The following is a 12,907-nucleotide window of genomic DNA, read 5'->3' as shown; positions in this document are numbered from 1 at the left end:
AACCAAAACTCGAAGTTTAGCAGGCCGGCGCGACGCGGATCGGCAAGCGGTGGGCAAGACGTTTGATGACGTCCTGCGACAAGGTTCTCACCGCGGGCGCATGATCTATGCTGATACAGCCGGGTATGACAATGCGTACGGCCGCTCTCTGTGTATCGCTCATCTGATGAAATGCGGTAACGCAGGACAGGAGATTACCTGATACGGTGCGAATATTACGACCTGTCAGCATAGCGGTCGCTTTCCACTGTTCCTTGTCCATCGCAAATCTCCCGAAAATGCGACGATACAACCATGGGAAAGCCGGGGTGGTTCCTGCACTGGTCGGTGTCTTTAGCCGATGACTGGCGTGCGCGATGGAAACGGCCCCGCCATCGGCGTGATGGCGGGGCGCTTGTCGGATTATCCGGTCTTGGTGACCGTGCAGGGGGCGACCAGTTGGCCGTTCCAGGTGAACGAGCCCGTGCCGGTCCCGCTTGTCCGGGGGCGGGGGATCGTGCATCGATTCCGTGGGTTGCCCCGATGTGACCGGTTCTGCCCGGTCGACCCTGCCCATCCTTTCCAGGAGCGTTCATGCCCGTCACCGACATCGCCACCCGCGTCTACAACCATGGATGGCGGCTGGACCCGGTGGTGCGCAGCCTGCTCGACACCGATTTCTACAAGCTGCTGATGCTGCAGATGATCCGCCAGCTTCACCCGGATGTGAACGCGACCTTCTCGTTGATCAACCGCAGCAAGAGCATCCGTCTGGCCGAGGTGATCGACGAGGCCGAATTGCGCGAACAGCTCGACCATGCCCGCAGCTTGCGCTTCGGCAAGAAGGAGCTGATCTGGCTGGCGGGCAACAGCTTTTACGGAAAGCGGCGGATGTTCACCCCCGACTTCCTCGAATGGCTCGGCCGGTTCCAGCTGCCCGAATACGAGCTGCGCACGGTCGACGGACAGTTCGAGCTGCATTTCGACGGACCCTGGGCGCAGACCAGCATGTGGGAAATCCCCGCGCTCGCCATCGTCAACGAATTGCGTTCGCGCGCCGCGCTGAAGGGCAAGGGGCGGTTCGAGCTCGATATCCTCTATGCCCGTGCCAAGGCCAAGCTGTGGGACAAGGTGGAGCGTTTGCGCGAGCTGCCCGACCTGGTCCTTTCCGACTTCGGTACGCGGCGGCGGCACGGCTTTCTGTGGCAGCGTTGGTGCGTCGAGGCATTGAAGGAAGGGCTGGGCAGCCGCTTCATCGGGTCGTCCAATGTGTTGCTGGCGATGGACAATGATCTGGAGGCGATCGGCACCAACGCGCATGAACTGCCGATGGTGGTCGCCGCGCTCGCCTCCGACGATGCGGGCGTGGCCGCGGCACCCTACCGCGTGCTGGAGGAGTGGCAGGCACTGTATGACGGCAATCTGCTGATCGCGCTGCCCGATGCGTTCGGGACGAGCGCGTTCCTGCGCAAGGCACCCGACTGGCTGGCCGACTGGACCGGCTTTCGCCCCGACTCGATGCCGCCGATCGAGGGGGGCGAGCAGATCATTGCCTGGTGGCAGGCGCATGGCCGCGATCCGCGCACCAAGCTGCTGATCTTTTCCGACGGCATGGACGTCGACAGTATCGAGGCGACCTATCGCCATTTCCATGGCCGGGTGCGGATGAGCTTCGGCTGGGGCACCAACCTGACCAACGACTTTCGCGGCTGCGACCCGGCGGGGGAGGCCGGGCTGGAGCCGATCTCGCTCGTCGCCAAGGTCATCAGCGCCGATGGCCGCCCGGCCGTCAAGCTGTCCGACAACCCCGCAAAGGCGACCGGTGAGCCGTCGGAAATCGCGCGCTATTTGCGTATCTTCGGCGAGGACGGGCGTCGGGCCAAGGCGGTCAGCGTGTGAACTGCGTATCTCCTCCGCTATAAGCACAGGACGAGGGCCGAACGACATTCACGTCATTCCTCTCGGATGGTCCCCCTCACCTTGCAGGTGAGGAATTTGTGGCATTTTGCTGAATGTCGATCGGCTCTGGAGAAAGGCATGACGGCATCCGTGTCTTGCGATAGCTTGGCACGATAAAGCCTTGGGAGAGGTCATGCCGAAGATCGTGTTAGCGCTGGCCCTTTTGGGCGTGTCGGCCGCGGCCTATGCCGGGCGCGCGGACCATGTCAGCTGGGGCAGGCCGGGCGTGTCGCGAGCGGTGTTCGAAGGCGGCAGCCGCGACTGCATGCTGAAGGCCGCACGGCGCGACGTGGCGCAGGACGGGGCGACCCAGCGATATGTGCGTGGCGCCCGCGTGCTGGACCGCGAAGCCAATGTGTCCCCGATCGTCCCGACCGACGACATCTTCACGCAGAGCCAAAGGCAGGTCCTGCTGCGCCGGATGTATAATCCCGACAAGCAGGTCGATGCGCTGCAATCCACGCTTCAGGCCGAGGTCGACCGGTGCCTTGTCACGGCGGGCTATGTCCGCTTCGCCCTGACGCGTGAGCAGACCCGGCAACTCGCGCGGCTGGCGCCGGGGTCGGAAGGGCGGAAGGCCTATCTCTACACGCTTGGGTCCGACCCCCGGATCGTCGAGGCGCAGCGGGTCGCCACACCGCCGACCCCTTGATCCATGGCGGTGGTGATGACGATCCTGTCATGGTAACCTCCTGATCCGGCGGGCGAACTATGCCCTGCCGCATCACGGGCCGCATCACGGGCCGGATCATGGGAGAGTGACATGCGCGACGCCGACCGTCGGACGATCATCGCAGGGCTGGGTGCGGGGCTGGCCGTGGCGGCCAGCGGGGCCTGCGCCGCGCCGCGCGACCGAAAGGTCGGCTATGCCATTGTCGGGCTGGGCCGCTATGCCGAGCTGATCATGTCCAAGTTCGCCGAGTGCGACCAGTCGCGGCTGGTCGCGCTGGTCAGCGGCACCCCGGCCAAGCTCCAGCGCTTCGGCGAGAAATATGATGTTCCCGCCAGCCACCGCTATTCCTATGCCGATTTCGACCGCATCCGCGACAATCCGGATGTCGACGTCGTTTATGTGATCCTGCCCAACGCGCTGCACGCCGAATATACGGTGCGCGCGGCCAGGGCGGGCAAGCATGTGATGTGCGAGAAGCCGATGGCGATCTCGGTCGCGGAGTGCCGCACGATGATCGCGGCGTGCCGGGCGGCGGGGCGCAAGCTGATGATCGGATACCGATCGCGGTTTCAGCCGCACAACCGGCTGGCGATCGATTTGGCGAAGAAGGGTTTTGTCGGGCCGACCCGGATCATCACCGCCGACCACGGCTTCAACGCGCAACCGAACCAGTGGCGGCTCGAGCGCAAATGGTCGGGCGGCGGCTCGCTGATGGATATCGGCATCTACAGCCTGAACGCGGCCCGCTACCTGACCGGCGAGGAACCGGTCGAGGTCAGCGCGATCGAATCGACCGACCGCAGCGACCCGCGTTTCCGCACGGTCGAGGACCGGATCAACTTCCTCCTGCGCTTCCCCTCCGGCATCCAGGCGACCTGCGTGTCGAGCTACAGCTCGAACCACAATATGTACCGGGTGACGGGGACGGAGGGCCATATCGAGCTGGAGCCCGCGACATCCTATGAGGGCCAGAAGATGTGGGTCCGCCGCGACGGCCGGACCGAGGAGCAGCAGGTTCCGGCGGGCAAGGGGCAACATGCGGGGCAACTCGACCATTTCGCGGGCTGCATCCTGAACGGCACTGACCCGCTGGTGCCGGGCGAGGAGGGACTGGCCGACATGCGCGTGATCGAGGCGATCTATCGCTCGGCGCGCGAAGGGCGGCGGATCACACTGGAATAAGGGGCCGCCATTCCTCCCCTGTAATGCGAGGAACAGACGGGGCAGATTTCGGGAATGTCAGGCCGCCGTCATCTTCGCCGATTCCCGCCGCTGATATGCTGACATGCTCAGGCTGGCATGGGGATGGTGGCGCGGATGATCGGGTATCGGGGCAGGGCGGCGGGACTGGCGGCCATCGTGATCGGGATGGCATCGCCCGCCTGGGCGGAAGGGCCGTGCAAGCTCGGCCAGATGGCCGCGATCCCGGTAACGATGCAGGGTATGCGTGCGGTCGTCGATACCCGGATCAACGGACGCCCTTCGCCCTTCATCCTGGATAGCGGCGCCTTTTTCAGCAATATCTGGCCCGCCGTCGCGCGCGAGATGGACCTGCCGCGAAAGCCGTTGCCGGAGGGGATGCGGTTGGGCGGGATCGGGGGCGAGACCGATGGCACCCTCGCCACGGTCCGGCACTTCACGCTGGCCGGGCTGGATGTGCCCAATGTCGAGTTCACCGTATCGGGCAGCGACCTGGGCCAGAGCGGGCTGATCGGCCAGAACGTCCTGGGGCTGGGCGATGTCGAATATGACCTGCCCGGCGGCATGGTCCGGTTGTTCAAGCCGATGGGCTGCGGCCATGCGGCCCTGGCCTATTGGACGAACGGACAGCCCTTTTTCGAAATGCCGATCGAGACGAAGGAGGCGGCGCATCTCCACACCGTCGGCACGGTCGAGCTGGACGGGGCCAAGCTGAACGCGACGTTCGACACCGGCGCGCCGCAGACCGTGCTGAGCCTGCGCGCCGCCGCCCGCGCGGGGGTTCATCCGGGCGATCCGGGGGTCGTGGCGGCGGGATGGGAAAGCGGTATGGGCCGCCATGTCGTCCAGGGGTGGAGCGCCCGGTTCAAGCTGTTGAAGATCGGCAACGAGGAACTGCACAATGTGCGGCTGCATTTCGCCGATCTGGCGCTGAGCGATACCGACATGCTGCTGGGCGCGGACTTCTTCGTCTCGCACCGCCTGTACGTCTCCAACCTGCAGCATCGCATCTATTTCACCTATACCGGCGGGCGGCTGTTCGACGCGGCGGCGCATGCCGATGCGACCGCCGCTATGGCGGTGCAGGACAGTGCGGGCGCGGGCGTGCCGACCGATGCCGAAGGATATAGCCGTCGCGGGGCGATGTACGTCACCCAGCATGATCTGCCCCATGCCATCGACGACTTCACCAGGGCGATCGTCATGGCGCCCAAGGACCCGCGCTTTCCCAGGCAGCGTGCACTCGCCTATCTTGACCAGCGGCGGCCGGTGCTGGCGATCGACGACCTGAACACCACCCTGACGCTCGATCCCGGCGATACGCAGGCGCGGCTGATCCGCGCGGGGCTGCGGCTGCGTGCGGGCAATCCGGCGGGGACGATCACCGATCTCGACCTTCTGGACGGCCAGTTGCCGCACGAGGATGCCGCGCGGCTGCAGATGGCGCAGCTCTATTCGGGGGCGGACGCCTTCGACCAGGCGATCGGGCAGTTTGACCTGTGGATGGCGGCGCACCGCGACGATGCGCGGCGGGGAACGGCGCAGAACGGCCGGTGCTGGGCGCGGATGCTGGCGAACAAGGATCTGGACCGCGCGCTGGGCGACTGCAACGCGGCGGTGCGGGTGATGACCGGCAATCCCAGCTTCCTCGACAGCCGCGCCTTCGTCCATCTGCGGCAGAAGGACGACCAGGCGGCGCTGGCCGATTTCGACGCGGCGCTGGCGATCGACGCCAGGCGCCCCTGGGCGCTGTACGGCCGGTCGATCGCCGAGGAGCATCTGGGCCGCACCACCGAAGCGGCCCGCGACCGCGCGCTGGCGACCGCGCTCGACAAGCGGATGCCGGAGCGGATCCGGAAATACGGGATCGGTTGAATCGTCATTCCTCCCCTGCAAGGGGAGGGGGACCATGCGAAGCATGGTGGAGGGGTGTCCCCGCTGGCCGTGACACCCCTCCGGACTGCCACCTCCCCTTTCAGGGGAGGAAAAACTCTCCTCAAAACGCCTTCGATACGCCGACGAAGAATCCCCGGCGCGGCCCGAACTGCGGCGCACCCACACCCACGCCGGTGCCGTCGCGGATTTCATATTTATGGTCGAGCACGTTGATGACGTCGAACCGGATATCCAGGTTCGGCCCCGCCAGGTGGTGGCTCGCGGTCAGGTTGAACTGCGCATAGGGCGACAGCTTGGCACCGTTGGGGATGCTGTTCGCATCGTCGTCGCGGCGAAGCCCCGAGCCATAGATCATGCTGCCGCCCAGCTTGGTGCCCGGCATGACCGCATAGGAGAGGCCCGCCGACCCGGTGAACGTCTGGTCGTGATCCAGATAGATGTAGCGCCGCGCGATATAATCGAGATCGTCCTGCGCGAAGCTGAACTGGCTCGACACGATGCTGCGCCCCTTGGCCTTGGCCGCGGCGAAGTTGGCATAGGCGAGCAGCGGCCCGCGCTGATAGCTCATATTCGCCTCGATCCCGCCGATTCGTCCCTGTCGATAGTTGAACGGCGTCAGGATGATCGGCGCGCCGAACTGGCCCTCGTCGATCAGATTCTTCGAGATGCGGTAATAGGCGTCGATGCCATAGGTGAAGTAACGGCTGAGCCTGGCCTGGAACCCGACGTCGAAATAATCCTGGCGTTCGGCATAGGGCACGTCGTTGACGGTGACCGCCGGATAGGCGCTGGTGCCGATGAATTTGCCGATGCTGGTATTGCCGACCAGCTCGAACGGCGGCGGCACGAAGTAGCGCGAATAGCCCGCGTGCAGCGTATAGACGTCACCCGGCTGCCAGACCAGGTTGACGCGCGGCGACAACTGCCCCTCGCGCCGATAGCCGTTATAGATGTCGTAGCGTGCGCCATAGTTCAGGGTCAGCTTGGGGGCGAGCTTCCACTCGTCCTGCAGATATGCGCTGAAGCTGGTCGCGGTCTTGCCGCTATTGTCGGCGATCACGATCGGCTCGCCCGCCTGGGCACCGGTGGCGTCGACCGGAAAGACGCTGGTATTGGTCGCGCTGGTCGAGCGGTCGCGCGTGACGAGCAGGCCGCCGCGCAGCGTGTGCGCGGTGCCGACATGATAGACCGCATCGACCTGACCGCCGATCGCAAAGTCCTGCTTGTACGCCTGCTGCGCCTGGCCGTTGTAGAGCAGCTCGCCCAGTATGTCGGGGCGGTAGCGCAGCGACGAATAGCGCGCGAACAGCGAGGCCTGGACCGTCAGCGGCTCGGCATCGTGGAGTAGCGCGATCTGGCCGAAGCCGGTCTTTTCGAGCTGCGTCTCGTTCAGCTTCTCGCTGGGGAAGGTGTTCTGTCCGCCGACGCTCCAGGTGCCGCCCGGCTGCTGGCCGACGGGATTGGGAATCTGGAACCACTGGTTGGAATAGCCGCCGACGAAGGACAGCCGGTTCTGGTCGTCCAGGATATGGTCGACATAGGCAAAGCCCTGATACTGGTCGGTATCGTCATGCACCGGGTTGGACCGGCCATCGACGCTCTCGATCCCCAGGCCGCTGTGCCGGTAATCGCCCGAGACGAAGTAGTTGGTGCTCCCCGACGAGCCGCCATAGGTCAGGCTAGGCTGGATGGTGTTGTGGCTGCCGCCATAGATCGACGCGGTGCCGCCATTGTCGAACAGCCCGCTCTTGGTCGTGATGTCGATCACGCCCGCGGTGCGCAGGCCATATTGCGCGGGCAGCGCGCCGGTCAGGATGTTGACCTTGTCCACCAGGCGCGGCGACAGCGTCTGGCCGAACACCGCCAGCCCTTCGGGCAGGATGGTGCCGTTGATGCGATATTGCAGGCCGTTATGGTCGTCGCGGACGTGGAACTGGCCGAAACCGTCCTGCACGACACCGGGCGCCTGGAGCAGGATCTGGTTGAACTGCTGGTTCTCGCCACCGGGCAGCGCCTTGATCGTCGCGCTGGTGATCTCATAGTTCGACGCGCCCAGGCTCGGCTGGATATGCTCGCGCGCCTCGTCCAGCCGCTTGGCGGTCACGACGATGTCGCTGACCTGACCGGCGGGCGCGGCGTCGGTTTCGCCAGCGCTTTGGGGGGCGGGAACGCCCCGCGTCTGGGCCAGGGCGGGGAGGGCGATCGCGGACGACGCGACGCAGCAAAGGAGGGCAGAAAAACGCATCGACAACCCCAAATGTTATAACGTCTCCCGGTGGGGCTATCTTGCTGCACCGCGATGCGATGGCAAGACGCGGCAGTCTTCATGACGCATTTGTAAGCCAGCCATCATGCAATCCGCCGGGGGCCGCCACGATGGTCAGGGCCGCGCGACCCCGCTATAAGGGGGCATGGCCGAACGCTTTGAGAGACACCGCCAGCCCTGGCGCCAGGACGAAATCCAGAAGCTGCACACGCTCGCCAAGAAGGGCATGGCGCTGAAGGCCATCGCCAAGGCGCTGACCCGCAGCGAGGAGTCGGTCAAGCAGCGCGCCAAGGAAGACGGACTGGCGATCGCCAAGCTGCACTGAGGGCGGAACATCATCGATCGCCGCACACGCATGATCGCTGGCGTCAGGCCGGGATATTCGCAATCCGGCCAAGGTCGCCCTCATGCATAGGCGGCGATCGCCCCATCACCCCATCACTCGCCCGATCCGCACCAGCACGCCGGTCGGATCGCTGATCGCGAATTCATAAGTGCCCCAGGGTTTGGCGTGGGGGGCGCCGGGTTCGATGATGCGGTCGCGCACGCGCTCGGCGACGGCATCGACATCGTCGACATAGAGGTAGAGGCCGAAGGGATTGTCCTCCACCCTGGGCGGCCAGCCGGGCATGTGGTTCAGGTGCAGGTGCCAGCCGCGCTTATCCTCCAGGATGCGATACCCGCCGAAATCCGCCGCCACGTCGAACCCGAGCAACCGGTAGAAGTCGGTGCTGGCCTCCATGTCGGAGGCGGGCACGATGGCGACGACATGGTGGGGCATCGGGGCATATCCTTCGTACCGAAAGGGAGCGGGGAACGGTGCCCCGCAGGGTCAGGCGGCGACCTCCGCCGTGTCCGCGAACCGCGCCAGGCAGGCGGCCAGGTCGGCCTTGCGGAACGGTTTGGTCAGGCGGGCCATGGTCGGCTCGACCCCGTCCATCTCCGCATAGCCCGACACGAGCAGGACCGAGACGCCCGGCCGTCGCGCCGTGACCAGCCGGGCGAGTTCAGTCCCTGACAGGCCGGGCATCATATGGTCGGTCACCAGCAGGTCGAAGGCCGCGCCATCGTCGACGATCCGCATCGCTTCCTCGGCCGAGGCCGCCTCGATCACCGCATAGCCCAGGTCGCCCAGCATGTCGGCGGTGCTGTGACGGACCAGTTCCTCGTCATCCACCAGCAGCGCGCGGCCGCTGCGTCGTGTCGGACCGGCGCACGTCGGGCCCATCACGACCGGGTCGACCGCCGACCCGCTGACCGGCAGGAGCAGGTCGATGCGCGTGCCCTGTCCGGGATGGCTGTCGATATCGAGCGCACCGCCGAGTTGCGAAGCAAGGCCATGGACCATCGACAGGCCCAGCCCGGTGCCCTTGCCCACGCCCTTGGTCGAGAAGAACGGCTCGACCGCGCGGGCCAGCGTGGCGGCGTCCATGCCGCTGCCCGTGTCGGCGACCGACAGGCGGATATAGTCGCCCGGCGAGAGCGTCGGGGTGTGCGCGTCGGTGGCATGCTCGTGCGACACCGCGATGCGCAAGGTGCCGCCACCCGGCATTGCATCGCGCGCATTCACCGCCAGATTGAGCAGCGCCATTTCCAGCTGGTTGGGATCGGCATCGGCGGGGGGCAGGCCGGGGGCGATGTCGACCTCGATCCGGATCTGCGGCCCCGTGGTGCTGGCGATCAAACTGCCCATGCCGGTGACGAGTGTGGCGATGTCGACCGGGATCAGCTGCAACGGCTGGCGCCGGGCGAAAGCGAGCAGCCGCTGGACAAGGGTGCGGGCGCGCTCCGCCGATTGCGCCGCGCCCGCGATCAGGCGCTGTTCGCGCGTGCCGCCCAGCTGCTTGTGCTGCAACAGGTCGAGCGTGCCGACGATCGGGGTCAGCAGGTTGTTGAAATCATGCGCGACCCCGCCGGTCAGCTGGCCCATCGCCTCCATCTTCTGGGCCTGGCGCAGGGCCTCCTGCGCCTCGGCCAGCTGCGTTTCGCGGCGCACGCGCTCGGTCACGTCGCTGACGAACTGGTACACGCCGATCTGCGCGCCCGCCTCGTCGGTCAGCGGGCGGAAGAGGACTTCATAATAGCAGCGGGTATGATCGGGGTCGCCGAATTCGTCGACGAAGGTCACCTGGTGGCCCTGCATGCCGCGTTCCCAGCCACGGCGGACCTCATCGCGGAGCGCGGGGCGATCGTCGAGCAGGCGGAGCATGTTGTCGCCGGTGCACGGGCGATTGCCGAAGATCCGCTCGAACTCGTCGGCATTCGCGCGGTTCAGGCCCAGTATGTTGAAATCCATGTCGATCGCCATCACCATGACGTCGGTATGCTCGACCAGCGTGGCCAGGAAATTGCGCTCGGCGGTCCGCTCGACCACCCGCTGTTCCAGCGTGGCATTCAGGGCGTGGAGCCGGTCCTCGGCCATCTTGCGGTCGTGAATGTCCACCGACGATCCGAACCAGCGGACGATCTGCCCCGTTTCCGGATCGCGGTAAGGATGCGCCAGGTCGAGGAACCAGCGATATTCCCCGGTGGCGGAGCGGATGCGGTGCTGGCACCGGTGGACGCCGCCGCTGTCGCGCGCCGCCTGGAACGTGGCGACGACATGCGGCGCGTCTTCGGGGTGGATGAACGCACCGGCAATTTCGGCCGGGGCCATCGATCGGAACGGCGCGCCGGTGTAATCCGAGAATTGCCGATTCAGGAATTTCATCCGGCCCTCGCCATCGGCGATCCAGATGATCTGCGGCACCGTGTCGACCATCAGCCGGAACTGCGCCTCGCTGTCGCTCAGCGCCGCCTCGGCCCGGATGCGGTCGGTGGTGTCGGCCAGCACGCACATCACGCCGCCGGGCTGTCCGTCGTCGTCGAAGACCGGCGAGTAATCCAGGTTCATCCACACCTGTTCGGGTGCGCCATGGCGATGAAGCGTCAGTTCCTGGTCGCGATAGCGCAGCGTGCCGCCCGCCAGCACGACCCGCATGACATGGTCGTTGAACCCGGCGACCTCGTCCCAGCCGTCGCGCACCGGCGCACCGAGCAGCGCGGGATGCCGCTGCCCCGCAAAGACCGAATAGGCGTCGTTGTACAGCATGATGCCGTCCCGGCCCCACAACATCACCATGGGCACCGGAGAGCGCAGCAGGATCAGCGTGGCGGTGCGTAGCGACGCGCTCCAGTCCTCGATCCTGCCCAGGCCGCTGGCCGTCCAGTCGGCCTGCGCGATCAGCATTCCGCAGGCTCCACTCCCGCACAGATTGTCGCGGAAATGAGACGTCGCTGGCATGACGGGGGTCGGATCCTCGGGCTTCGCGCGCCGTCGATCGGGTCACGAACCAACCCATGGTAAACGAATTTGTCCGGCTTAGCGATGGCTTTCGCCGCAAAGCCTGTGGACAATCGCCGTCCCCGCAGCGCTCTATCGCACGGTGAGCCGCGCCAGGAACGACGCAAGGACGGCGACCGAGGAGAGAGCATGAACGAGCTGGAACAGGCGACCGTCCGCCGGATCACGTGGCGGCTGATGCCGCTGCTCGGCCTGCTCTATCTGGTCGCCTATATCGACCGGCAGAACATCTCCTATGCCAAGTTGCAGATGGTGGACGCACTGGGCCTGAGCGAGGCGGCGTTCGGGCTGGGCGCGTCGCTGTTCTTCATCGGCTATTTCCTGTTCGAGGTGCCGAGCAACGTCCTGCTCCACCGGGTCGGCGCGCATCGCTGGTTCGCGAGGATCATTGCCAGTTGGGGTGCGGTCACGGTGGCGCTGGCGTTCACGCCCAACGCGACCGTGTTCTATATCCTGCGCTTCCTGCTGGGCGCGGCGGAGGCGGGGTTCTTTCCGGGCGTTCTCTATGTCCTGACCCTGTGGTTTCCGGTCCGCTACCGCGCACGGGCGGTGGGATTGTTCATGCTGGCCAGCGCGGTCGCCAATGCGGTGGGCGGTGCGGTCGGCGGGCTGCTGCTCGACCAGGACGGAACGCTGGGGCTGGCGGGGTGGCAATGGGTGTTCCTGGCGACGGGCGTGCCCGCCATCGCGCTGGCGCCGGTCGTGCTGTTCGCCCTGCCGCGCGCGCCCGCCGGTGCCGCGTGGCTGAGCGCGGAGCAGAAGGACTGGCTGGCGCGCGAGCTGGCGGCGGGCGACGCGGAGGGCGAGGGCGCACATGGCGGCATCCTATCGGTACTGCGCGATCCCCGCGTCCTGCTGCTCTGCCTTGTCTATATCGGCTTTCCGCTGGCGGCGTACGGGCTCAGCTATTGGTTGCCGACGATCATTCGTGGGTTCGGCGTCTCCAACACGGTCAACGGGCTGCTGGGGATCATTCCCTGGACGCTGGTCGCCATTGCCCTGTGGGCAGTGCCGCGCCATGCCGCACGGTATCGCAACCCGGTATGGCATGCGGCGGGCCCCGCGCTGGCGGGGGCGGTGTTGTTGATCCTGAGCGTCGTGGTCGAGCCGGTGCCGCTGCGCTTCGCCTGCCTCAGCCTAGGCGCGGCGGCGATCTTTTCGGGGCAGCCCGCCTTCTGGACCTTGCCGCCGCGCTTCCTGTCGGGGGCGCGGGCGGCGGCGGGGTTCGCCGCGATCAACTCGGTCGGCAATCTGGGCGGCTTCATCGCCCAGGCGATCGTGCCCGCGATCCGCGACGGCACGGGCAGCGACACCGCGCCGATGCTGTTCCTGGCCGCCTGCCTGGCCCTGGCCGCGATCGGTGTGCTGCTGGTCGAACGGCGATTGCCGCGACCGGCGTGAGGGAAGCCGCCTCCTCGCCCTGGTGACGGAAAAAGGTTCCATCGTCGCCGGATGAAGTTCCTGACAGGATCACTGGGTGTCGAATGGGCGCAATTCAAGCATTCTGGCAATAATAACAATGTCTTGGCCAAGGCTTGGCCAATAACTGCAACATAAATTATATAAAAACCGGATATTTCAAAGTGTTTCC

Annotated in this window: 10 protein-coding genes; 6 read left to right on the top strand and 4 right to left on the bottom strand. The window is 66.1% G+C overall.

Annotated elements, in window-relative coordinates:
- Nucleotides 1-16: 16 nt before the first annotated feature.
- Nucleotides 17-262, bottom strand: a complete 246-nt coding sequence (locus tag U1703_RS07540) for a hypothetical protein (protein WP_320451523.1) — start codon at nt 260-262, stop codon at nt 17-19.
- 311 nt (nt 263-573) lie between these two features.
- Between U1703_RS07540 and pncB the strand changes: the two genes are divergently transcribed.
- The 4 genes from pncB to U1703_RS07520 all read left to right on the top strand — a co-directional run bounded on the left by pncB (nt 574) and on the right by U1703_RS07520 (nt 5,686).
- The gene (gene pncB / locus U1703_RS07535; protein ID WP_320451524.1) at nt 574-1,878 is read left to right on the top strand and encodes a nicotinate phosphoribosyltransferase; all 1,305 of its coding nucleotides are present in this window, start codon (nt 574-576) and stop codon (nt 1,876-1,878) included.
- 193 nt (nt 1,879-2,071) lie between these two features.
- Entirely contained in the window at nt 2,072-2,590 is a 519-nt protein-coding gene (locus U1703_RS07530) for a hypothetical protein (protein ID WP_332785197.1), read from the top strand.
- 111 nt (nt 2,591-2,701) lie between these two features.
- Nucleotides 2,702-3,793, top strand: coding sequence for a Gfo/Idh/MocA family protein (locus U1703_RS07525; RefSeq protein WP_332785196.1), 1,092 nt, complete (start codon nt 2,702-2,704; stop codon nt 3,791-3,793).
- 117 nt (nt 3,794-3,910) lie between these two features.
- The gene (locus tag U1703_RS07520) at nt 3,911-5,686 is read left to right on the top strand and encodes a retroviral-like aspartic protease family protein (protein ID WP_332785195.1); all 1,776 of its coding nucleotides are present in this window, start codon (nt 3,911-3,913) and stop codon (nt 5,684-5,686) included.
- Between the two features lie 121 nt (nt 5,687-5,807).
- On the opposite strand, the gene U1703_RS07515 is transcribed toward U1703_RS07520, so the two are convergent.
- Entirely contained in the window at nt 5,808-7,952 is a 2,145-nt protein-coding gene (locus U1703_RS07515; RefSeq protein WP_332785194.1) for a TonB-dependent receptor, read from the bottom strand.
- 166 nt (nt 7,953-8,118) lie between these two features.
- Between U1703_RS07515 and U1703_RS07510 the strand changes: the two genes are divergently transcribed.
- The gene (locus U1703_RS07510; protein ID WP_320451529.1) at nt 8,119-8,298 is read left to right on the top strand and encodes a hypothetical protein; all 180 of its coding nucleotides are present in this window, start codon (nt 8,119-8,121) and stop codon (nt 8,296-8,298) included.
- 105 nt (nt 8,299-8,403) lie between these two features.
- Here U1703_RS07510 and U1703_RS07505 read toward each other — a convergent pair whose 3' ends face one another.
- Both U1703_RS07505 and U1703_RS07500 read right to left on the bottom strand, forming a co-directional pair.
- On the bottom strand, nt 8,404-8,754 hold the full coding sequence (locus tag U1703_RS07505) for a VOC family protein (RefSeq protein WP_332785193.1): 351 nt from the start codon (nt 8,752-8,754) through the stop codon (nt 8,404-8,406).
- A 51-nt stretch (nt 8,755-8,805) separates the two neighbouring features.
- Nucleotides 8,806-11,256 (bottom strand): PAS domain S-box protein, encoded by a 2,451-nt coding sequence (locus U1703_RS07500; RefSeq protein WP_332785192.1) that lies wholly within the window; start codon nt 11,254-11,256, stop codon nt 8,806-8,808.
- 189 nt (nt 11,257-11,445) lie between these two features.
- Between U1703_RS07500 and U1703_RS07495 the strand changes: the two genes are divergently transcribed.
- Nucleotides 11,446-12,717, top strand: a complete 1,272-nt coding sequence (locus U1703_RS07495; protein ID WP_332785191.1) for an MFS transporter — start codon at nt 11,446-11,448, stop codon at nt 12,715-12,717.
- Nucleotides 12,718-12,907: the final 190 nt, after the last annotated feature.

The organism is Sphingomonas flavida (genome assembly GCF_036663655.1).
Lineage (GTDB): Bacteria > Pseudomonadota > Alphaproteobacteria > Sphingomonadales > Sphingomonadaceae > Sphingomonas.
This window is presented reverse-complemented; position numbering and strand designations above follow the sequence as displayed.